The sequence below is a fragment of the Phyllobacterium sp. SB3 genome (genome assembly GCF_040009165.1).
In the GTDB taxonomy this organism is placed as follows: Bacteria; Pseudomonadota; Alphaproteobacteria; order Rhizobiales; family Rhizobiaceae; genus Phyllobacterium.
This window is the reverse complement of sequence record NZ_JBDYKI010000005.1, coordinates 356,430-378,120: the sequence shown is the minus strand read 5'-3', so window position 1 is coordinate 378,120 and position 21,691 is coordinate 356,430. Positions and strand designations below refer to the sequence as shown.

Genomic DNA, 21,691 nt, shown 5'->3' with positions numbered 1-21,691 from the left:
GGTCAAGAGGCTTATCACTGCTCGCAGCCACATTTGCAGTGTATGATGTTCGTAACGTTCACGACAGAGGTCTTATCTCTGTGCAGTATCGATCTGTCGTCAGCTCAGTGCCTATATTAGAGCGATCGCTGGAGATGATCGATTAACCCGATTCGAACAGGTCGCCTAGGTTATGCGACGGTCCGGTTGCCGGGAATGCAATTGGAGATCCGCAGGGTAAAGGGACCTTCCATAACCCAGGCGGCGGCGCTCGCCAACTTGAGAGAACGGGCACCGAAGTCCTCAGCTATTTCCAAGTCGCTTCCAGACTAGTCATCTTCAAACACCCTCGTACTGGTCTCGCCATCAACTGGATCATGGTTGAGGCCAAATGGTCCGCTCACATGCTGTGATCGCTTCCGGAAACCTAGCAGTAAAATAGCGATCTGTACGTGTAGCACCTGTCGAGATTCCCTGAAATCCAGGCCTATGAGCTTCGATATCCGCTCGAGCCGTTGCGCCATCGTCTTGTAGTGGATGCCGAGTTCCGCCGACGCCTTCATGGCGTTCAACCCAGTGTCGAAGTAGGCGCGCAGCGTGGCAATCAGATCGCCCGCGCTTCGGTTTCGCGGATCGATCAACGGCCCCAGCGCCGCACCAATATAGGCCTCGATGTCTTCCGGCTCGGCATTTCTCAGAAGGAGCATTTCCGGTGGAATGCTGATGTCTGAGAACGCGCCTGCCTGGCCGAGCGCCATGATCATCTCCGCGGAATGCACGGCGTTGAGCGCCGATTGGCGCGATCGCGACAGCGGTTCGCGGCACAGTGCCGTGCCGATCGCCACCGGCTCGCCGGCGAGCGTGTTGAGGCTTTCCTGCAAATGGGCCAGATCGACGCCCTGCCCCTCTGCCACAAGAGTCAGCGCGGTCTTACTGTATTGTCCGATCAGGCAGGCTTGGGTGCCGAAAACGCTGCGCAGTAGCGAAACGATCTTTTCCGGCAGGACACCAGCAGCCTTGAACGCGACGACCCTGAAGGGGCGCAGCAGGTCGACGCCCGTTTCGGCTTTCAGCGCTTCGACTTGGGCGGACGTCAAACCGTCCGTCAGCAGGTTTTGCAGTGCGATGGTGCCCCGCCAGACTCGCTCGATTTCATTGAGGTCCTTGCGCAAAAGCAGCGTTTCCGCCGACTGGACAATACGCTCCAGCAACCGGCGGTCGGTGCCTGTCAGCGGCGCAGACGCATCCACGCGCAGCGTCCACACCGCCTCGACGCCGACGCGCGCGCTGTAGCGCGCGCCATCATCCGTATACTCGATAGGCGGTGCATCGGCGGTCGGCACAAAATGCGCCGTCGCACCCAGTTCCTTCTCGACAATCCCGGCCAGTTCCTCCAGCGAACCATTGCGTCCGACGACGGCCACCAGCCGGCGGTGAAGCGAAGCCTCCCGCTCGGAAGCGACAAGACGGGCGTTCAGCGACCGGTAGGCAACTTGCGTGCGCTTCAGCGCGGCATCCTCGCGTTCAAACAGGCGCGCATTCTCCAGCGCCACCGCGATCAGCGCGGCAAGTCCCTGCAGGCAGCTCACATCTTCATCGGTATAGCGGCGCACTGTGCGGTCTGCGACGAAGAGCGCGCCGAGGAACTGGTGCCGGGCAATCAGCGGCACGCCGACCATCCCGCGTATGCCTTCAGACCGTATGCCTTCGTCGACGCGGGGCAGGTGCACGAGTCGTTCGTCAGCGAGATAATCCGTCGTTACGAATGGCTCACGCATCTGCGAGACCCGACCGCCCATGCCGATGCCGAGCGGTACATGCAGCGAGCCGAAGTCCGGCGAGATCGAGCCGACCGTCGCCGTCACCCGCGTCCCACGCGATTCGGCGTCGTAAAGCGCCAAATAGCCGAGATCTGCCTTGAGCAGCGCCTTGGCGCGGCTGACCGCCGCTTCCAGAACCTGCCCGACCACATGCACGTCGATGATTTCCGTCGCTGTCTGGTAAAGCGCGGCGAGCACGCTCTGCCGCCCGTCCTGCGCACGCAAGGCAGCCTTGGCGTCTAGAAGGGCTGCGCGCGCATCTTCGACGCCCAGATTGGCGTTGTTCACCAGCCTGTCCAGCCTTTCGGCAAGCTTCATCTCGGTCTGCGCCAACGGCACAGAGACGGACTTGTTCATGGCACCGCTTTCGTCATGTAAAAATGTTCCGTGGTGGATCGTGCCACAATGTTGAGGCCAATGTGCCGGATGATACGCTCACCGTCCATATCTTTCAGTCTCAGACAGAGAAGATCGAGGGCTGCCGTGCAAATGGCACCTGGCGCTGCGGCGACACTAGTCACGTCATAGAACGGCGAAAGAGTCATCACCGTTTCGCCGTGCGAGAGCACCCAAAGATCGTTCGGAATCTCGAAACCTTCCGTTGACAAAGCCTCGTAGACACCACAGGCAACGGCCGGGTCGGTGCAATAGATCACCTGCGGGAACGCGCTGGCCGCCCGCAGGAACGCCCTGAATGTCGCTACAGCCGCTTCGCTGACCGGTGGGCAGGAAATGACGAAATCCCGCGGCAGCATCAGGTCATAGGTATCGACACCCTTGGCGAATCCCTGTGCCAGCGGCGTTTCCGGCCCTTGAGGCCCGACAAGTGCGACCGACGTGCGGCCGGCGGACGCGATATATTCCGCCACGCGGAAGCCGACGGCCTCGGTATCGAGAATCAACTGATCGAATGCCGCATCCGGTACTAAGCGCTCGCGAACGCTGACTACGGCAAGGGTGCTCGAGAGAACATCAAGGGCGGGGCCGTCCGACAGCACGATCGCTCCGGCCAGTTCAGGCACAAGCGCGGCAATGTCCGCAAGGCTCGTGTCCGTTGCAGGAACGAGGACAGGCCGCAATTGCCGAGACAGAACTTCACGCATAAGCGGCATGACGCGGTTTTCGAAGTCGCCTGTCTTGACATCCGCAAGGATCGCGATGGTGTACGGATCCCGACCACCCGCCGCGGTCGCTTGCTTCTCCTCCACCCCCGTATCCGCCATGGTATGCACCTCTCCAACCGTTATCGTCCTACTGTGCTTGGATGTCGAAAACGGGGCGGTGGAGCGGCAGGCCCTCGCAGGGCATGTCCAGCGCCTCGACGCAGGAATTGAGAACTTCCGTCACATAGGCCAGTGGCTTGCCGTCGGCAAAGGCGATGTTCGTCGGCCTCAGCCCATTCGTCGGCATCCGCTCGGCGACGTACCCCTCGGCATCGAGCACCGTCACGTCGCCCTGTCCATAAACCGTGCAATAGAGCCGTCCGTCCCTGCCGAAGGCCATGCCGTCTGGCCCACGCCAGCCGCCCGGTCCATCCGGCGTATTGACGTTGCCGAACAGTTCGCGCTCCGGCTCGCCACCGGCGAAGACATCGTAGCGGTAGACGTTCCCGCCGATCGTCTCGTTGACGTACAAGCGATTGTCCGGACCAAAAGCGAGCCCGTTCGTGAACTGGATATCGTCGTCGAACCGTCGAACGACGCGGGCCGCTACCGGATCGATGACGTAGACGCAGCCGCGATAATCGAGCTCTGCCCATTTCGGATTGATCGCGATGCCGGTGATGAACACAGTGTCGAGAATGCCGGAATCCGTCAGATACAGCAGGCCATCAGGGCCAAAACGCAGGTCGTTGGGCCATAGGAACCGGCTTTGCGGAGGGCGCACGACCGCGCGCAACATTCCGTCCGGCTCATAGCAATGAACCTCGCCCTCGCGCGCCTCGGCCACCCAGAGGCGGCTGCTTCCGTCGATCGTCATGCCGTTCGGGCGCCCGCCGACCTTGATCGCCGTCTTGACCGTGCCGTCCGCTTCCACCCGCGTCACGCAGGCGCGTGAACCGGCCATCTCGACGACCATGAGGCTGCCGTCCGAAAGCACGACCGGTCCCTCGCCCTCGACGACGCCGCTGCCCAGAATGGAATTGACCATGTGCTCCTCCTAGAAAAGGTCCCAGTAATGTTCGCGTTTGGCAGATACGACTGCCGGCTCCTCAAGAATGATCCGCCCCATTCTGAGGAAATAGACGCGGGAACTGATGCGTAGCGCGCTGCGCACGTTCTGATCTACGATCAAGACCGACGTGCCGAACACTTTGCTCATCGCTGCAATCTCGTTCATGATGCGGTCGGCAGTTGCCGGCGCAAGGCCAATCGACGGTTCATCGAGCAGCATCAGGCGGGGCTTGTTCATGACGGCCATGCTGACGGCCAGCATGCGTTGTTCGCCGCCGCTCAGTGTGCCAGCCGCCTGAAGCCTGCGTTCTTTTAACTTCGGAAAGGTCGCATAGACGCCTTCCAGCCGCTCGTCGATGTCTGCCGGAGCCGTGGCGTAAGTGCCAAGCCGCAGATTGGCCTCAACGCTGAGCGGGCGGAACACCGGCGCATCGGCCGGCGTGAACGAAATACCGCTCGCGGCATTGCGATAATAGGGCTGCCGCGAGATATCCGCCCCGAAGCATTCGATCCGCCCGCTGCGCTCCACATGAATCCCCATGATCGATTGCAGCAGCGTTGTCTTGCCCGCACCATTATGGCCGAGCACCGCGATGATCTCACCCGCGCCCACCGAAAGGTCGATATCGGTCAGGACCGCGCGTTTGTCGTATCGCGCGGAAAGGCCATCGATTTTCAGGGATGTGCCGCTCGTGGCCGTGTCGTTGTGGATCTCGTTCTTCATGTCCCTTGCCTCACGTACCGAAATAGAGTTCGACGAGGTCCTGCCGACCGGTGATCTCGGCGACCGTACCCTCTCCAACAACCGCGCCCGCATCCATGAAGACAATGCGGTCGGCAAGTTCGGAGACGACATGCAGGCTGTGCTCGACGATGCAGATCGTCTTGCCGGCTTGCGCAAGCGCGCGCACCAGTTCGATGATCTGTTCGGCCGAGCGCGGATCCACGCCGGAGGTCGGCTCGTCGAGAAGCAATACGTCTGCGCCGGTCGCCAGAAGCCGGGCAAAGGCGATGAGCTTCTGCTGGCCGAAGGCGAGGTCGCGGGCAGTCTCGCCGGCATAACCCGCCGCCCCGACATTGTGGAGCTGATGCATGGCCTCAACCTGAACCTCCCGTTCGCGCCGCGCCACCGCAACGGGCGAAAGGAACACGCGGCTCAATTTCTCGCCGGCCTGATCGGGAACACCGAGCGCGACATTGTCGATCGCCGTCAGCCCTTCCAGGATCCGCACATGCTGGAAATAGCGGGCCATACCGAGATTTGCCACGCGGCACGGGTCTTCGCCGAGGATCGACCGGCCGCGCAGGACGACGTCTCCTTCATCCGGGCAAATCGCGCCCGTCATCAGATTGAAGATCGTGCTCTTGCCGGCACCGTTCGGGCCGATGAGCGCGACGATCTCCCCCTTGCGCAGGTTGAAGCTGACATTCTGCGCCGCCTTTAGTCCGCCAAAGGTTTTCGAAAGGCCCCTAACCTCCACGACAATCTCCGCATCGCCGCGCTTTGATCCTGGCGCCGCCTTCTCCGTGCGTTTCAAATCGACGACGTTGCGCGGCTCGCCGGGCAGGGTCTTGCGCGACCGGCCTGAGGCAAAACCGATGCCTTCCGGCAGAAGGCCGGCGGGCCGGAACACCATGCACAGGACGAGAATGACCCCGTAGATCACGGTCTGCCACGGCACGGCCGTATCGCTGGAAAACAGGCCGGTATTTTCCAAGAGCGGTCGAAGCGAGCCAATCATTACCGCTGCGATGACGCTGCCGACAATATTCCCGGCGCCGCCGAGCGCAACACAGGCCGCAACGAGGATCGCAAGGTCGAGACTGTAGGTGGTGGGCGCGACGAACTGCATGTAAGCCGCCGAAACGGCCCCGGTCGCGCCAGCAATCGCCGCAGTGAATCCAAATGTCAGCGACTTCGGCCAGACCGTCGGCTTGCCGAGCGCCTGGAGCGCGACCTCGTCCTCACGAACGCCTCGCAGAATGCGCCCGAACGGCGACGCGCCAATGCGCCAGCAGATGAGTGAAACGGCGATCGCCCAGGCAAGCACCATCCAGAACGCCTGGTCCGTCGTCGTGATCTCGAAGCCAAAGAGGGAGAGCGGCGGCAGCATCATGCCGTTCGGACCGCCTGTCAGATCCACCCATGTCGATGTGACGGTGACGAAGAGGAAATGGAAGGCAAGCGTCAACAAGATGAGATAATCACCCCGCACGCGCCGCGCGGCAGGCGCTGCAACGATCAGTCCGGCTGCGAAGGTCACCAGCACGGCACCGACAAGGCCGCCGACGAAGGGAAGCTGCGGTGCAAAAAGCGACTGGCCCGTCAGAGATGCGCCCTGCCCCGTCAACACGGCGCACGTATACGCGCCAAGCCCGTAGAAGGCCGCCGTCGCCAGCGACATCTGCCCGGCAAAGCCGAGGAGAAGGTTGAGCGATACTGTAAGCGCGATGAGAAAGGTGACCTGGCTTGCAAGGTCAGCGAGATAGGAGCCAGCCATGATCCCTCACTCTCCCACGGGGCTGCGGATGAGCCCTTCTGGACGAAATACGATTATGATGAGAAGGACGGTGAAGACGAGGATCACGCCGAGGTTCTGCGACAGGAAAAGGCCGCTGAAGACCAGAAGGAAACCCAGTACGAAACCGCCAAGTGCCGCGCCCTTGATGCTCCCAGCGCCACCGAGGAAGACACCGATGACACCGAACATGACGGGTTGCAGGCCCATCGTCGGATAGGCGACGAAGGCGATGGTTTCGACATAGGCGGCAAGGCCCGCCATCGCGCTACCGATCGCGAAGACGAGAAGGGAAATGCGCTCCACCCGGATACCAACCGCCATGGCAAGTTTCGGATTGGTCCTGACCGCCGTGACGGCATTGCCGACGGACGTGCGCGTCAGGAGTATGGTGACGGCACCGATCGCAACAAATGCCGCAAGGGCCCCGGTGAGCTGTAGCGTGGTCACGCTGATTTCGCCGTAAGAGAGCGTCGCATTGGGAAATCCCGGCACGCGCTTCACCATGGGACCGAAAATGATCTGCAAAAGCGCAGCTCCGGCCGCGGCTATGCCGAGTGAGGACAGAAAGATACCCAGCACCGTCGATGATCGGCGCCGAAGCTGGCGATACAGCAACGCCTCGATCGCGCATCCAAAAAGTGCTGCGCATATCAGGGACGCCGCAAACCCCAGCCAGAGCGAAAGCCCGAGTTGCTCCGATGTCAGATAGGCAGCATAGCCCGCGATCGCATAGGTCAGAGAATGGGCAAGATGAAAGGTCCGCGTCGTCGAATAGATGATCCAGAAGCTCGAGGCGAGCAGCGCATAGGTCAGGCCCTGCACGATACCGAACACGATCAATTGGGAGAGTTGCATCATAACATTACCGTAAGATGAAGGAGAGGATGACGGGGAACTCTGCCCCGCCACTGGAGACATCAGGCATCACCGAGCTCGGTCGAATCCTTGGTGATGGTCGCCACCTTCTTCAGGACGCCCTTGGCGCCGATCTCGAAGACGCCGATCGGCTTGGACACCGAGTGGTCGTCCGGGTTGAATTTCATGAGACCCGGCTCGGAGGCTGATCCGCCATATACCGAGGGGAAAGTCGGGTTCTCGGCCAGTACTTGGCTAAGCACGTTCGGATCCTCCGGGTTCTTGCCGGCCTTCTTGGCGCGCGCGACGAGCGCGGCAAGAATGGCCGTCGCCTCGAAGAAATTAGCCGCGAAGTAATCGGGTTTGGTGCCGTATTTCTGCGAATAAGTGTCCACGAAGAGCTTGTTGTAGGGGTTTTCGCTTTCCGGCAGATAGCCGTCGACGGCGAGGAAGCAATTGTCGGCTACTGCATCGCCGGCAATGTCGGGAACCGTCGGCGTCGCCAGATCGATCGACATGATTGGAATACTCACGCCCGCCTCACGCAGCTGACGGATCATGTAGCCCTGGTCGTTGCCGTAGATGGTGGTAAAGATGGCGTCAGCTCTCGCGCTCTTTAGACGCGCAACAAGTGCACTGAAATCCGTGGTGCCGATATTGACATATTCCGCGTCAAGAACCGCGCCGCCGCTCGAGACCTGCGGCCAGATTTTCGGCGCAATCTCCTTGACGGCGCCGATGCCGTTTTCCTGCTGGCCGACCAGCGCAAGCTTCTTGGCGTCAGGGAAGCGCTTGGCGAGATAGGCAAGGCCGCCGGTTGCCGGATCAACGGCAAAGAGCGCCATCGTCACCCAGACATTCTGCTTATTGAGACCGCCCGGGCCGGCACCGCCGCTCCAAAAGGTAGTGATGCTCGAATTGGCAACGAGCGGGAACAGCGCTTCGGACGCCGGACCATAGGAGGTGCCGAGCGACTTGATGCCTTCCTGCGAAATCAGCCGGCGCACGCCGGTCACGGATGCCGGCACGAGACCGCCCTGATGGTCGTTGAGCTTGAGCGTGATTTCCGGACCTCCGGATGCCAGCGCCAGATCTGCCGCCACCTGTGCGCCCTGCGTCATCGCCTGGCCGATGGCCGCGCCCGTCCCCGTCAGCGCAAGGTTGAGGCCATGCGCCCACTTGATGCCTGCGCCAGCTTCGAGATTGCCCGCGCCGAAGAAGGCGGAGAGCGGCCCCTTTCCGGCTTGCGCGAAGGCAAGCGACGGGAACAGGCCGGTAGACGCCACCGCGCCCATACCCTTCAGGATTGTGCGGCGAGACAGATGCATATCGATCGTACGACGTGTCATTTTTTTCCTCCCAGTGTGACAGTGCGTTTCTCATTTTTGTTACCTGCGTCGTCTACGGTGTGCCTCCACACGATCGAAGATGACAATGGCCTTTTCCACGATGTCGGGCCGCCCCAACGCCAGTTCTATGGTCGGTTGGACGTTAGAAAGCCGGATGCGATGGGTGATGATTTCGGCAACCTCGGCGCGGAACCGGCGCACCGCCTCGATCGCCTCGCCGAACATGCGCACGCTGTTGCGCGAGGCGTAGATCGTCAGTTCTTTACGGATAAGGGTTGCAAGCGGAAGCGGCACGTCGGCGGTTGAAATCCCAACCGTGACGATCCGCCCCCCTGCTGCCACCATATCGACAGCGCTAAGGATGACCGAAGGAACGCCGGTGGCATCGATGACAACAGACGGCCCCTCGCCGTCCGTCCACTCCGATAGCGCAGCCGCAGCATCGCCCTTGGCGTCGAGCGCAAGCGTGGCACCGATCCGCCGGGCCTTATCGAGCCGGTGCGAGACGAGATCGGAAATGGCGACATCTGCCCCCAGCCATCGACTCGCCAGGAGAATGGCAAGTCCGATCGGTCCGGCGCCGATCACATAGATCTTCTCACCCTTCGAGACGCCGCCACGCTTGACCGCCTGGAGTGCGATCGTCATCGGTTCGGCGAAGGCTGCAATGTCCGCCGGCAGGTCACCCGTGGGATGAAGCAGCCGCTCGTCGACAAGAACGGCCTCCTGAAAGCCGCCGGGTGTATGAACGCCGATGAGTTTGAGTTCGACACAGCAGTTGTAGCGGCCGAACCGGCATGGCTGGCACTTGCCGCACCCCAGGAGCGGCTCGACGGCCACCCGCTCTCCGACGGCAATCCGCCCACTTGATCCCGGCCCCAGCGCCTTGACCGTTCCGCAGAACTCATGGCCCTGGATCATCGGGAAATTGCTAAGCGGATGCTTGCCAAGGTACAGCCCGTAGTCGGACCCGCAGATACCGGCGGCTTCCACCTCAAGCAACACCTGTCCCTCGCCGGGCTCCCCCGGCAAGGCGACGTCCCGAAGCTCCATCGTCCGGACATCCGTGGTTACAAGCGCCTGCATGGTTTTCTCCATCCTGTTACCTATGCGCCAGTGCGACCGGTCCAGTTGACGGTAGCACGCACCTTCCGGTTGGCGGCGACTTCACGCGACACGGCCGTGCGGTCGTCCTCCGTCCAGAGCGAACCGGCCCTGGGCAATCCGGCAGCCGCTTCCAGCCTTTCTGCGATGGTAGCGATGCCGGAGGCGTCGAGACCGTAGTACTGGTAGAGATGCGCAGGCGGTCCGACGATGGCGAACTCATCCAGAAGCCCGTGCTTGTAGACCGGGACGTGAACCCCATTGTCGTACAGAGCTTCGCGAACGATGGTGCCCACCCCGCCTTCGACATTGTGCTCTTCGACCACGAGGATCTTCGTGCCCTCACGGATGGCGGCGATGATGGTCGAGAGATCGAACGGCTTCAGCGTATGCGCATCGAAGACTGACACGCCGTCGCCCTGCGCTTCGGCCGCCCTGATTGCGGGATACACCATGGCACCCGTCGCAACGATCAGCACCTTGTTGCCGGCATCGCGCACCAACGTCGGGGCGCCGGGTGTCGGCGCGACCTGGTGGCTGCCGTAGATTCTTGGCTCGCGTCCACGCCCGAGGCGGAAGTAGATCGGGCCCGGATGATCGACCGTCGCACGCAGCATGGCTTCGAAAGACGGCCCATCAGACGGTGACAGGATCATCAAATTGGCGACGGTGCGCAGCGCCCCGATATCCTCGGTTGCATGATGTGAGGTGGCAAAGAAGCCCATGGAAATGCCGGCATGGGTCGCCAGCACGCGGACGGGCATCTTCGGATAGGCCATGTCGGTCTTAATGTTCTCGAAACCCATTATCCCGGCAAAGCAGGCGAAGGTGCAGACATAGGGAATATAGCCCGCCGACGCGAGGCCGGCAGCTGCGCCCAGCATGTTACGCTCGGAAATGCCGAATTGCAGAAGACGCTCGGGAAACTCGTAGCGGAACTGCACCATCTGTGTGGCGAACTGCAGGTCGGCCGTGCCAAGTACGATCCGCTCGTCCGTGCGGGCGAGATCGGCAAGGACACTGCCGGAAACGAGAGCAGTCTCGCCGCCGTCACGGCCTGCCATGTCGAAGGAACGCTCGTCCTTGAGATCCGCGAGAGGACGAAGATCGCGAAGGGTCTTTGCTTGAATCGTGCTCATTCCATCAGCCTTTTGCATGTACCGCGTTGATGCCGTCGATGGCCCGATCGTAATCGGTGCCTGCGAGATAGCCGATGTGCCACTCCGCCATGCCCTCGATGAAGGGAATGCCCTTGCCCGAGACGGTATCGGCGATGATGACGGTGGGAGCGGCATCGGCAGCCGCGCGACGGCTGTCGAACCGCTCTAGCGCCGACTGGAGTTCAGCGAACTCATGGCCGTCCACCTCCTCGACATGCCACCCGAAGGCGACGAACTTCTTGTTGAGCGGCTCGAAGTTGAGAACGTCGGCCGTGTTGCCGTCGACTTGGACTTGGTTCTTGTCCACGATCGCCAGGAGGCTGCCGAGATTGCGGGCGGAGGCATAACCCGCAGCTTCCCATATCTGTCCCTCGTTGAGCTCCCCGTCACCGAGCATGACGATTACGCGCTCGCCGGTCTTTCGGAAGCGGGCGGCCTCCGCCATGCCTATGCCGACGGCAAGACCATGGCCGAGCGAACCGGAGGAGAAGTCGATACCCGGCACCTTCAGCATGTTGGGATGGTCGCCGAGAATGCTATGAAGCTGCGTGAAGTCGTTGAGCTCGTCGATCGGAAAATAGCCGAGGTCGGCGAGGATAGGGTACAGCGCCGAACAGGCATGGCCCTTGCTGAGGATGAACCGGTCGCGGTCGATCTTCTGCGGGTCCTTGGGATCGATGTTCATGTAGCCGTAGTAGAGGTTGACAAGCACGTCGCTGCAGGAAAGTGCCGGACCGATATGACCGCTGCCGGCAATCGCCGCCAGATCTACGACGCAGCGGCGCACCCAGGCAGCCCTGTCGGCCAGAAAGCTGAAATCATTGGCGATCCCAGCATGGTTGTTTTGAGAGTGAACCATGTCGATTGATGTCCTGTGCTTTAAGTGTTTGCGGGGGTCGGCCAGCTGCCGGCCAGGTCGCTTTCCGCCAGTTCCGCATCCGAGGGCGGGCCGAGCGTGGGATCTCCGGCGGTAATGCCGCCGTCGACGGGAATGATCTGTCCGGTGACGAAGCGCGCATCCTCCGACAGAAGAAAGGCGACAACGCGCGCCAAGTCCTCAGGCTTGCCGAAGCGGCCCATCGGCGTACGACGCAGAAGCGTCTCGCGATAGCGCGGCACGCCGAAGATGCGTGTCGTCAGCGAGGTCTCGATGTAGCCGGGACTGACCGCATTGACGCGAATGCCGTGTGGCGCCCATTCGACGGCGAGGGACCGCGTGATCATGCCAACGCCACCCTTCGATGCAGAATAGGAGACAAGGTTCGGCGTTCCATAGTGGGCGAGCATCGAGGCGACATTGACGATCGCCCCCGCCTTGCCTGCTGTAATGAGGCTGCGCGCAAACTCGCGGGCGACTAGTACTGTGCCTCGGAGATTGACATCGAGGATACGGGCCCAGTCTTCTACGAGGAAATCGGTTGCCGCCGCCCGGACGTTGATACCCGCACAGTTCACGAGCGCCGTCGCGGTACGGGCGGAAGCGGCAAGGGAAGAGATTGGTGACAACAGCCGGATCGGCGACGTCGAGCGCCCGGGCTTCGACATTCGCGCCATGGCGTTTCAAGATCTCAGCGTGCTCATGCGCCTTTTCCAGCGCACGGTCCGCAACGATCACCGCATAGCCGCGCGCCGCCAGGAGTTCGCAGACGCTCGCGCCGATACCGGAGGCACCGCCGGTAACGATCACTAGTCCATTTTCATCGGTTTGCGACAAGATGACCTCCTCCCAAAGGCAGCTGCGTGCATGTCCGAGATATCCCGTTGCAAGCGCAGCGGGTCAACAACCGCACCGATGAAAAGGCCGAGTTGGTCCTAAAGCGTCAAAAATAGTATCTGGAAGGGATATAAGAGAGATGTTGAAAATATCAGAGATCGAGAGCGCCCGTTAGATTCGCCAGGCCGCACGAAAACGGTTTCTCGCGAATATCTTTACGAGCAGGTTTGGTCCAAGCCTATGACCAAAGTTGCCGCAGATTATGGCGTTGCGGTTAGCCGTGGCATCGCCAAAGACAGTTGGCCATTCGCCGAACGCCAGATTGGTGGTGACGATGATGGAGGTCCGCTCATAAAGCTGGCTGATCACGTAAAAGAGTAGTTGCCCGCCAGCCTGGGCTAAAGGCAGATAGCTCGATTGATCAAGAACGACAAAATCGAGCCGCGTCAAATGATCGACGATCCGGCTGCCAACCCATGATCTTCTGGCAGCACGCATTGGCAATGCTCTGCAGGTTATCATCCCGCCTCCGAAAAATACCGTTGTCAGTGGCCAGGCGGCGCTGGCCCCATCGATCCGGGACCGCCATATCGCCGAAACAGAGACCCGCGGCCGGTTGGACTGGCAGAAATCCACCGGCTACAATCAGCGCAGTCGGATTGAAACTCAGATGGCCCGATGGAATATCGCGATCGGACCAAAGCTCAGAGCCAGGCATTTCGACAATCAGAAAACGGAAATCAGGATCGGCGGTCATGTTCTTAACCGGATGACTGAACTCGGTCGTCCGCAGTTCCAACGCGTCACATGAAATGTGCCGTAGATAAAGTTCATCTCGCCAAGAGGCTCATCCGTGCGACAGGGCACTGCAAACGGCTAAATGCCGCCGTTTTCATCACGATATGAGGTCTGGGTTTCCGACAAACAGACGTATTTTTCTGAATTTAGAATTCACCCAGAATAGTGCTTCAAGCGGCTCGACGAACCGGTATCGGCAAGCCAACGGCGCAGGAAGATCGTTATAATGAACCGCTTCCGCAGCCAAACTTTCCGCTGCAGAAAAAACGAGGTCCATAATCGAGAAAATAGTGCACTCTGAATGCCGAGCGAAAGGCGTGGAATGCTCTAATATATTCGCTCCGACTTCAAAACAAGGTCGGGATATCGCTATTGGGAGCAGGTCGTTTTCGAAGCGACAGTATTTGTTCTGCCAGACCTTGCGTTAAGCGTCCTGAGTCCGCAACCGCAATTTCACCTCGTACTACCGGCAAGAGTTTCATAGCCAACTCCTTGCCAAGTTCAACGCCCCATTGATCGAAGGCATTTATCCCATACAATTGCGCCTCAACAAACACGCGGTGCTCGTAGAGTGCGATGATACGACCCAATCCGTATGGGTCGAGCTTCTTGTAAAAAAGAGTAATCGAAGGGCGCTCGCCGGAAAACTGACGGTGTTTAGCCACCACTTCGTGTTGGCTTTCAGATCGCCCGGCACTGGCCAGTTGTTCGCGTGCCTCTTCCAACGTCCGGCCTCGCGCAAGGGCTTCACTTTGGGCAATGCAGTTCGCGATCAGAAGGTCTTGGTGTTCCTGCAGGTCGGGTTCATGTGATTGTGCGGCGATGAGGAATTCTACGGGTATTGTATCCGTCCCTTGGTGAAGAAGCTGAAAGAATGCATGCTGACCGTTCGTTCCGGGTTCACCCCATACGACCGGGCCGGTAGGCGTCGGTACGGGCTGGCCGTCCAGTCCGATAGACTTGCCATTGGACTCCATGTCGAGCTGCTGCACATATGCTGGAAATCTTGCAAGGCGCTGATCATAGGGAATAAGCGCCCTGGAACTGTAACCTTGAGCAACACGATGCCACCAGCCGACCAAACCGAGCAAGATCGGCAAGTTGCCTTCCATAGGCGCATGCCGGAAGTGTTGATCCATACTACGCGCACCTGACAGAAATTGTCGGAAGGCTACCGGACCAATTGCGAGCATTAAGGGCAGGCCGATTGCCGACCAGATGGAGTAGCGGCCGCCCACCCAATCCCAAAATCCAAAACTGCGAGTTGGATCAATCCCAAACTTTTTCACCTTATCTAAGGCAGTGGAGACTGCGCAGAAATGTTGAGCGACGGCTGTCTCACCCAGTGCACCTGTTATAAAGAGACGTGCCGTTGCAGCATTGGTCATAGTTTCGATGGTTGTGAAAGTTTTTGAGGCCACTATGAACAGTGTAGAGGCGGGGTCCAGTCCTCGCAGCACGTCAGTAAGGTGGGAACTGTCAATGTTGGATACGAAGTGCATTCGGGGTCCGTCATGATACGGAGAAAGCGCTAGCACAGACATACATGGACCGAGGTCGGAGCCTCCAATGCCTATGTTAACGACATCAGTGAATTTTTTCTGGTTACTTGATGAAATCGAACCATTGCGAACCCCATCTGCAAACGCGCCAAGGGCTTCTAGTACGTTTTCCACGTCGTTGCTTACCCTAACGCCATCGGCCATATAGCAGTCGGCGGTTTCTCCGCGCAATGCAACGTGCAAGACCGACCTGTCTTCGGTGGTATTGATGCGCTGCCCAGCGAACATCTCGTCTCGTCGCTGCTCGATTTTACTGGCGCGTGCGAATGCAAACAAGCTTTCCCGATCCTCTCTTGAAAGGGCCGTTTTGGAGTAGTCGAGCGTGAGATCGTCTAAGGACGCCGAAAAGTCATCGAAACGGTCTGGCTCTTTTTCGAATAAGCTACATATACCGACCGACGCGGCCTTGGTTCCGAGCTGGCGAAGAAGATCGATGGTGGGTGTTGGTCCTAACTCGTCGTCATACATTGTCGTTCTTTTCCTCATGCTTCGACGAGTGCCAGGTTGCTTGCAACCATCGAGCGTAGCGCTGTGAGATCTTTAGCGAAGAGACGAATGCCATCCGCCAGTTTTTCTGTCGCCATTGCGTCGTCGTTTAACGCCCAGCGAAACCGTGCCTCATCCATAGATATTGGCGCGACTGCCCGCACGGACTCCGGCGATAGCTGGCGTTCGAGTTGCCCTTGCGACACCTCGAGTTCCTGCAGTAGCGGGGGAGCGATCGTCAATCTATCGCACCCGGCAAGGGCTTCAATTTCTCCGACGTTGCGGAATGATGCACCCATCACGATAGTATCGATGCCATTTGATTTGTAATAGTCATAGATTGAACGGACAGAGAGCACACCTGGGTCCTCTTGAGGAAGATAGGTTTTACCTGTGGCTTTTGCATGCCAATCCATGATCCGGCCGACGAAGGGTGAGATCAAGAATACATTAGCATCGGCGCAGGCGATCGCTTGTGCCAGTGAAAATACGAGTGTCAGATTGCAATCAGTACCTTCGTTCTGGAGTATCTCTGCCGCCTTGATACCTTCCCAGGTAGCTGCCAGCTTGATGAGAATACGACCACGATCGACGCCCCTGTGTTCATAGTCAGTAATGATCCGTCGTGCGCGTTCAAGGGACCGCTCGATGTCGAACGACAAATCAGCGTCTACCTCAGTAGACACCCTCCCAGGTACTTCAGCAGCAAGGCTGACACCGATCGATACCGCAAGACGGTCGGCAACAGCATTATTAATCGCCTCTTTAGTACCTGATTGCTTTGCTCCCCAGGAGAGGGCTTCATCGAAAATCGGCCGGGAAGATGGTGCAGAAACCGCCTTGAGTACAATAGAGGGGTTGGTGGTGCAGTCGTACGGTTTTAGTTCTCTGATGGCCTCAAGATCGCCTGTATCGGCAACCACTTTTGTCATGGTCCTCAATTGTGCAAGCTTCGACTTCATTGGATTGACCTCAAACATGTTCGTGCTTTGAAGCTCTGGAAGCAATTTTTGCGTTAAGCCAGCCGAGGCCATCTTCGGTCCGACCCGCCGGCACATATTCGCAGCCGAGCCAACCCTCATAACCGATCTCGGCGAGGGAGCGCTCGATAGCGCTGTAATCAAGCGTCTCTGACCCGGGCTCGTGGCGTCCGGGAAAATCCGCAATATGAACATGGGAAATCAGCGCGGCGTGTTTTCTGATCTGCTCGTCAAGATTCAAACCCATATTTACCGTGTGAAAAACGTCAAACAGAAGACCGATATTGGACTGGCCGGTTTCTGCAATAGCTTGAGCACCGCGATCGGGAGTCTCTATGAAATAGTCGGGTACAGCGCCTGAACTCATAGCTTCGACGACAATGGTGATCCCCCGCCGTTCTGCTTGTTTCGCAGCATAGGAAAGATTCTCGATGTAGCAATCCCAATGGTGCCGATTACGGCTGGCAACGGGTAAAACACCCGCCATGGCGTGGACCATTTTAACGCCGATCGCCTCGGCGTAGTGCAGTCCATCCGATAGACTACGACGGAATTCTTCTCTCCGATCGGGGAAGATGGCTAGTCCCTTCTCTCCAAGTCTGGCGTTGCCGGAGTAGAGACCAAACTGTGTATAGGGAACGCCTGCACTGCTGAGCCAATCAGCCATTTCCTGCGCTGGCACTTCGTATGGTGAAGGGTGCTCGACAGCCGAAAAGCCGCATCGGGCCGCTGCAGCAATCCGCTCGCTGAGAGGTCTGTCGTTGAAGAGATAGCCAATGTGAGCGCTGTATTTAAAATTGGACATTATGGGGTCTCTAACTCTTGAAGGGCGGCGTCGAGAACTCAATATCCCGACGCCGAATATTATTATTGACCGGCGATATTCCAGCCGCGGCCGTGATCGCCAAATCCCTCACAGCCATCTGCGGTGATTGCAACTGTGTCCTCAAGCTTGATGAAACCTCGCTCAGTGTGATGGAGTTCCGTTTCAATGGATATTACCATCCCCTCCTCCAACGGCTGCTCGCGATGGTGCGCAGGGTAATTCGGGACAGCGGTATTCATGAGCCACGGTCCTTCGTGGCTGACGATGCCCATGCCATGAGCTGAGAAGAACATTTTGTTGTTGGCCGAACACTTCGCAAGAGCCTCACCCGCATTATCAAAAATATCACCTGCGCGAGTGCCCGGGCGAAGATTTCTGCGCGCGGTCTGCTGAACGAGTTCAACTTGTCCAAGCAGATCGACGAGTTCCTGATCCGGCTCTTTCGTGTAAGCCATGCGGCATACGTCGCCGATGTAACCCTTATAGTTGCCGCCGGAATCAAGCGCCAACGTCTCTCCATCTTCCCAAATTTTGTCGTAAGGAGCACGGTTGAATGCAGTACCGACATTCGTAAGAGCGTATTCGAATTTCAAACCCCTCGCCGTTTCTTCCTGACGCAATGCGTCAAATAATGTGAGCTTGCTTACTCCAGGACCATGCTTTGAGATGACTGCGAGCATCGAGTCTACCACCTTCTCGGAAGCCTCACGTAGAATCCTGAGTTCAGCCGGGGTTTTGAGCAAGCGCAGAACCTCCAAAGTATAGGTCGCGTCGACCAGCTTTACTTCCGGCAGCTGCTCTTCAAGCACACGGTATGCATCGATCGGCATGAAACCCGCCTCAATTCCAACGCGGCCCCTTGCGCCTTTGACGCTTTTTAGGAGATCTGCTGCTGCAGCTGCATAACCTGGGCTGATATAATTCTTAAGGTTGAGGTTTGAAACCCAGAAGCTCCCGAGCTGCTTTTCGTAACGTTCCATCGGTGCACCGACGTATCCCGAATCTGAGGGCCGACCCTTTACATAAATGAAAAATGGCAAGTAACGGCTAAGACCATGTGCATCCATATAATCATAGAAAAAGAAGCGATATCCACCAAGAAGATATTGAATGCTGTGCTTTGATGTAACCAGCAACGCATCAAGATCAGCCTCTTCCATCAGACGGTCGAGACGGTTTGTGTCGAAGGGCGGCTTGTTCAGTCTGGAAGTGTCCTCGACTGGGTTTCCTTCAGAATACGCAAAGCTCATTGTGGGATCCTTTCATTATGACATGGTTGCTCATTCTATCGAGCCACCGAATTTGGAAGTCTTTCAAATGTTCGAATTGACGTGTGAATGGCATTGGCGGATCGCTGAACCTTGGCCAGCCCGTCGCGAGCGACGGACTAGCCAAGCCTTATTGTCAACCGCTAACGACCCTGCCTTCCATGGCACTAACGGGGACCATGCCGGGTGTAACCTGGTCCGGCATCTCACCGCTGTCGAGTATGGCCTGAGCCCTCTCATTGTCGATTGCACCCACCCACCGGCCGACTACCAGCGTTGCGATAATATTGCTGGTTAGATTGGTTGCTGCGCGGATCTCCGCCATAAAACGATCCACACCAATCAGAAGGGCAAGACCGGCTACAGGAAGAACACCAATTGCGGGCATGGTTGCCGCTAGGGCGATAAAACCACCACCCGTCACGCCGGCTGCACCCTTGGAGGTCAAAAGCATAATCACAAGTATGGTTAGCTGATGCCAGAGAGTCAGATCCGTGTTCGTCGCGTGGGCTATGAAGAGAACCGCCATGGTCATGTAGATAGCGGTGCCATCCATATTGAATGAGAAACCAGTTGGCATAACAAGGCCGACGACTTCTTTTTTCACCCCAAGGTGTTCGAGCTTGGCCATGCTTCGCGGGATCATTGTCTCAGCGGATGTGGCCGCAAAAACGATCAAAATCTCATCCTTGAAATAAGACAGCACCTTAAACAAGCTAAAGCCAGCCATACGCAGGAAAGTTCCCAGAACAAGTACGACAAAAAGGATGCTGACCACGTAGACAGCCAGAACGAGTTCGCCCAAGTTCCAAAGGGTACCAATACCATATTTGCCGATTGTGAACGCCATTGCACCAGCGGCACCGAGAGGAGCCGCACGCATGATAATATTCACCATGCCAAACAATGCATGAGAAGCGGTTTCAAGTATGGATATAAATGGTCTTGCCCTCTCACCTAGCTTGCACAAGCCAAGACCGAACAAGACCGCAACAAAAAGGACGGGAAGGATCTCACCGCTGACGAAGGGAGCTACGAAGGTATTCGGTATTATGTTGATGAGGAATTCGACCATCGTAATATCATGCGCTTTTTGCACATAGGTCGAGACGGCACCCGCATCGAGTGTGGCCGGATCGGCATTTATTCCCTGTCCTACAGGCCAAAGGTTTCCCACTGCCATCCCGATAAGCAACGCAATTGTCGACGCAACCTCGAAGTAGATAAGGGATTTCAAGCCGATATTGGCGATCTTACGCATGTCTCCAATCGTTGCAATTCCCACGACGATTGTCAGGAATATGATTGGCATTACCACTGCCTTGATCGCACGGATAAATACGTCGCCCAATGGCTTCAAATGGACGGCGAGCTGTGGTTCAAAATGGCCAATTAATGTGCCGATGATCACGCCGATGATGACTTGGACATAAAGCTTGCCAAGCCAGGTCGTGATCAAGTTCTTCTTTTGTGTGTCTGGTGCTAAAGCTGCTTGAGCCATTTTTTCCTCCCGGTAAACGAATATCTTCAAGTTCAATGAACTATCCGCTCGACGACCTCCTCAGTCCGTCGGCTGCATAATCTTTGATTTTCGCCGATGCAGAGCTATGCCCTCTAACAAAGCAGAACAGCTGCCGTTGCGATTGCGACGGCAGCCGTTTTTCTTACTCCGCCGCCTCGGCCATTTGGGCGGAGGACTTGTTTTTGACCACGACCTTGATGGCATCCTCGACACGCTCTTTTGCATAACGCAGCGCCTCAGGCAGATCCGTCATATCAAAAGTGTGGGTGTGGATAATTGTTGCATCGAAACGCTTCTGTCTCATGAAAGCTTCGGCGCGATGTGTTGCGGACTTGCCTTCGCCGCGGATGCCGTAGAGATAAATGTTGTTTCGAACGAGATAGGCAACATCGATAGGAACCTCTTCGCTTGGAAAGGCTGCTAGGCAGATTTTCCCACCGCGATTGAGCATCTGCGCCGCTTCGTTGACAGCGTTGGGCGCTCCAGAACACTCGACGACGAAATCGACGCCCTTGCCGTCCGTTAGCCGGCGCACTGTCTCTACAGCATCTTCCTTGCGCACGTTAATCACGTGGTCGGCACCGAGGCGCTTGCCGATTTCGAGCCGGTTGTCTCGTGTCCCCGTGAGAATAACGGGTTGAGCACCGAGAGCCTTGGCGACCGCAACACCGAGCAAGCCAATCGGGCCTGGACCACTGACCACAACCGCATCACCAGCGATCAACCCTCCAAGTTCGGTAAGGCCGTACATCGAGGTTCCCGCAGTCACGACCAGAGTCGCTTCTTCATCACTCATGGTGTCCGCGACATGAATAAGCGTGTTGACGTGGTTCACCTGATATTCACAGAAACCGCCGTCAGTGGTGAAACCGTTCGCACGGTGGCCTTTGTCGACGTCGCCATAATTTTTGCCGTAGTTGTGGCACGATGTGTACATGCCTTGGCGGCAACGCTTGCATTGTCCGCAGCCTGCGTGGATTTCAACGGTTACGCGTTCACCAATCTTAAACTCGTCCACGCCAAATCCAAGCGCAACAACCGTCCCCATGTATTCATGGCCTGGTGTAAAGTTTTTGTTGAAAGGCGCTCCGCCCTGTATTTGAGCAGGCGGACCGTGTGCGATAATCTCGAGATCTGTTGCGCAAATGGCGACAGCATCTATGCGCACTAGCACCTCAGCTTTTTTCGGTGACGGAACTGGCTTCTCGATGAGCGATAGTTGGCCAGGATCGCCAAGCACCCAAGCTTTCATCTTATCCGGGATAAGGTAGTCGGGGCTCGTTTTAACGTCGGCTGGTTGCGGCATGTTGGCCTCTCCTCCATGAAAGAACAATTGATCTCTTCATCACGATGCAACCGCATCTGCGATTATACTTTTGCTAATACTTTGGCACGCAGGGCATTCTTAATACTTCAAGGATTTAATTTCCCTTTGGAAGCAAGATCATATTTTTGACCTGTCGTTGTGCGCAATATCTACTTGAAGGTTCTAGGGGTCAACGAAACAGAGGTCTCTTTCCTAATGTGAAAATCAAATGCTGCTAACACCGGATCATTTTTCTTTGGGCAAAT

Annotated in this window: 17 protein-coding genes and 1 pseudogene; all 18 read right to left on the bottom strand. The window is 57.8% G+C overall.

Translation table 11 applies throughout. The features are described from left to right. Window positions 1–308 precede the first annotated feature (308 nt). The 18 genes and pseudogenes from ABKW30_RS20595 to ABKW30_RS20510 all read right to left on the bottom strand — a co-directional run bounded on the left by ABKW30_RS20595 (window position 309) and on the right by ABKW30_RS20510 (window position 21,425). Window positions 309–2,156 (bottom strand): helix-turn-helix domain-containing protein, encoded by a 1,848-nt coding sequence (locus tag ABKW30_RS20595; protein ID WP_348600784.1) that lies wholly within the window; start codon window positions 2,154–2,156, stop codon window positions 309–311. After that, a complete protein-coding gene (locus ABKW30_RS20590; protein WP_348600783.1) occupies window positions 2,153–3,022 on the bottom strand; it encodes a substrate-binding domain-containing protein in 870 nt (289 codons plus the stop codon). The genes ABKW30_RS20595 and ABKW30_RS20590 overlap by 4 nt, the downstream gene beginning before the upstream one ends. 28 nt (window positions 3,023–3,050) lie before the next feature. Continuing rightward, on the bottom strand, window positions 3,051–3,950 hold the full coding sequence (locus ABKW30_RS20585) for an SMP-30/gluconolactonase/LRE family protein (RefSeq protein WP_348600782.1): 900 nt from the start codon (window positions 3,948–3,950) through the stop codon (window positions 3,051–3,053). Between the two features lie 9 nt (window positions 3,951–3,959). Then, window positions 3,960–4,697 (bottom strand): ABC transporter ATP-binding protein, encoded by a 738-nt coding sequence (locus ABKW30_RS20580; RefSeq protein WP_348600781.1) that lies wholly within the window; start codon window positions 4,695–4,697, stop codon window positions 3,960–3,962. Window positions 4,698–4,707: 10 nt separating this feature from the next. Continuing rightward, window positions 4,708–6,474 carry a branched-chain amino acid ABC transporter ATP-binding protein/permease gene (locus ABKW30_RS20575; protein WP_348600780.1) on the bottom strand — a complete coding sequence of 589 codons (1,767 nt, stop codon included), beginning with the start codon at window positions 6,472–6,474 and terminating at the stop codon, window positions 4,708–4,710. Window positions 6,475–6,480: 6 nt separating this feature from the next. Further along, the gene (locus ABKW30_RS20570; protein ID WP_348600779.1) at window positions 6,481–7,353 is read right to left on the bottom strand and encodes a branched-chain amino acid ABC transporter permease; all 873 of its coding nucleotides are present in this window, start codon (window positions 7,351–7,353) and stop codon (window positions 6,481–6,483) included. Between the two features lie 59 nt (window positions 7,354–7,412). Next, a complete protein-coding gene (locus ABKW30_RS20565) occupies window positions 7,413–8,699 on the bottom strand; it encodes an ABC transporter substrate-binding protein (protein WP_348600777.1) in 1,287 nt (428 codons plus the stop codon). 39 nt (window positions 8,700–8,738) lie between these two features. Then, complete coding sequence (locus ABKW30_RS20560; protein WP_348600776.1) at window positions 8,739–9,785, bottom strand: alcohol dehydrogenase catalytic domain-containing protein; 1,047 nt, start codon at window positions 9,783–9,785, stop codon at window positions 8,739–8,741. Between the two features lie 20 nt (window positions 9,786–9,805). Continuing rightward, window positions 9,806–10,942, bottom strand: a complete 1,137-nt coding sequence (locus tag ABKW30_RS20555; protein WP_348600775.1) for a transketolase C-terminal domain-containing protein — start codon at window positions 10,940–10,942, stop codon at window positions 9,806–9,808. 4 nt (window positions 10,943–10,946) lie between these two features. Next, window positions 10,947–11,822: a transketolase gene (locus ABKW30_RS20550; protein WP_348600774.1), complete on the bottom strand. Its 876-nt coding sequence runs from the start codon at window positions 11,820–11,822 to the stop codon at window positions 10,947–10,949. Window positions 11,823–11,842: 20 nt separating this feature from the next. Further along, on the bottom strand, window positions 11,843–12,517 hold the full coding sequence (locus tag ABKW30_RS20545; protein ID WP_348600773.1) for an SDR family oxidoreductase: 675 nt from the start codon (window positions 12,515–12,517) through the stop codon (window positions 11,843–11,845). 442 nt (window positions 12,518–12,959) lie between these two features. Continuing rightward, window positions 12,960–13,142: pseudogene (locus ABKW30_RS20540) on the bottom strand (ATP-binding protein); the annotation flags it as partial. Between the two features lie 680 nt (window positions 13,143–13,822). Next, entirely contained in the window at window positions 13,823–15,523 is a 1,701-nt protein-coding gene (gene pgi / locus ABKW30_RS20535; RefSeq protein ID WP_348600772.1) for a glucose-6-phosphate isomerase, read from the bottom strand. Then, window positions 15,520–16,485: a transaldolase gene (tal, locus tag ABKW30_RS20530; RefSeq protein WP_348600771.1), complete on the bottom strand. Its 966-nt coding sequence runs from the start codon at window positions 16,483–16,485 to the stop codon at window positions 15,520–15,522. Before tal ends, pgi begins: the two co-directional genes overlap by 4 nt. 10 nt (window positions 16,486–16,495) lie before the next feature. Then, window positions 16,496–17,308, bottom strand: a complete 813-nt coding sequence (locus tag ABKW30_RS20525) for a TIM barrel protein (RefSeq protein ID WP_348600770.1) — start codon at window positions 17,306–17,308, stop codon at window positions 16,496–16,498. A 62-nt stretch (window positions 17,309–17,370) separates the two neighbouring features. Continuing rightward, the gene (locus ABKW30_RS20520) at window positions 17,371–18,579 is read right to left on the bottom strand and encodes a Xaa-Pro peptidase family protein (protein WP_348600769.1); all 1,209 of its coding nucleotides are present in this window, start codon (window positions 18,577–18,579) and stop codon (window positions 17,371–17,373) included. A 154-nt stretch (window positions 18,580–18,733) separates the two neighbouring features. Continuing rightward, a complete protein-coding gene (gene dctA / locus ABKW30_RS20515) occupies window positions 18,734–20,098 on the bottom strand; it encodes a C4-dicarboxylate transporter DctA (RefSeq protein WP_348600768.1) in 1,365 nt (454 codons plus the stop codon). A gap of 163 nt (window positions 20,099–20,261) precedes the next feature. Beyond that, window positions 20,262–21,425 (bottom strand): zinc-binding dehydrogenase, encoded by a 1,164-nt coding sequence (locus ABKW30_RS20510; protein ID WP_348600767.1) that lies wholly within the window; start codon window positions 21,423–21,425, stop codon window positions 20,262–20,264. Window positions 21,426–21,691: the final 266 nt, after the last annotated feature.

Excerpts from the sequence above, each read along its gene's own strand:
- ABKW30_RS20595 (WP_348600784.1), bottom strand. The coding sequence starts at position 2,156 with ATGAACAAGTCCGTCTCTGTGCCGTTGGCGCAGACCGAGATGAAGCTT.
- ABKW30_RS20590 (WP_348600783.1), bottom strand. The coding sequence starts at position 3,022 with ATGGCGGATACGGGGGTGGAGGAGAAGCAAGCGACCGCGGCGGGTGGT.
- ABKW30_RS20585 (WP_348600782.1), bottom strand. The coding sequence starts at position 3,950 with ATGGTCAATTCCATTCTGGGCAGCGGCGTCGTCGAGGGCGAGGGACCG.
- ABKW30_RS20580 (WP_348600781.1), bottom strand. The coding sequence starts at position 4,697 with ATGAAGAACGAGATCCACAACGACACGGCCACGAGCGGCACATCCCTG.
- ABKW30_RS20575 (WP_348600780.1), bottom strand. The coding sequence starts at position 6,474 with ATGGCTGGCTCCTATCTCGCTGACCTTGCAAGCCAGGTCACCTTTCTC.
- ABKW30_RS20570 (WP_348600779.1), bottom strand. The coding sequence starts at position 7,353 with ATGATGCAACTCTCCCAATTGATCGTGTTCGGTATCGTGCAGGGCCTG.
- ABKW30_RS20565 (WP_348600777.1), bottom strand. The coding sequence starts at position 8,699 with ATGACACGTCGTACGATCGATATGCATCTGTCTCGCCGCACAATCCTG.
- ABKW30_RS20560 (WP_348600776.1), bottom strand. The coding sequence starts at position 9,785 with ATGCAGGCGCTTGTAACCACGGATGTCCGGACGATGGAGCTTCGGGAC.
- ABKW30_RS20555 (WP_348600775.1), bottom strand. The coding sequence starts at position 10,942 with ATGAGCACGATTCAAGCAAAGACCCTTCGCGATCTTCGTCCTCTCGCG.
- ABKW30_RS20550 (WP_348600774.1), bottom strand. The coding sequence starts at position 11,822 with ATGGTTCACTCTCAAAACAACCATGCTGGGATCGCCAATGATTTCAGC.
- ABKW30_RS20545 (WP_348600773.1), bottom strand. The coding sequence starts at position 12,517 with ATGGCGCGAATGTCGAAGCCCGGGCGCTCGACGTCGCCGATCCGGCTG.
- pgi (WP_348600772.1), bottom strand. The coding sequence starts at position 15,523 with ATGAGGAAAAGAACGACAATGTATGACGACGAGTTAGGACCAACACCC.
- tal (WP_348600771.1), bottom strand. The coding sequence starts at position 16,485 with ATGAAGTCGAAGCTTGCACAATTGAGGACCATGACAAAAGTGGTTGCC.
- ABKW30_RS20525 (WP_348600770.1), bottom strand. The coding sequence starts at position 17,308 with ATGTCCAATTTTAAATACAGCGCTCACATTGGCTATCTCTTCAACGAC.
- ABKW30_RS20520 (WP_348600769.1), bottom strand. The coding sequence starts at position 18,579 with ATGAGCTTTGCGTATTCTGAAGGAAACCCAGTCGAGGACACTTCCAGA.
- dctA (WP_348600768.1), bottom strand. The coding sequence starts at position 20,098 with ATGGCTCAAGCAGCTTTAGCACCAGACACACAAAAGAAGAACTTGATC.
- ABKW30_RS20510 (WP_348600767.1), bottom strand. The coding sequence starts at position 21,425 with ATGCCGCAACCAGCCGACGTTAAAACGAGCCCCGACTACCTTATCCCG.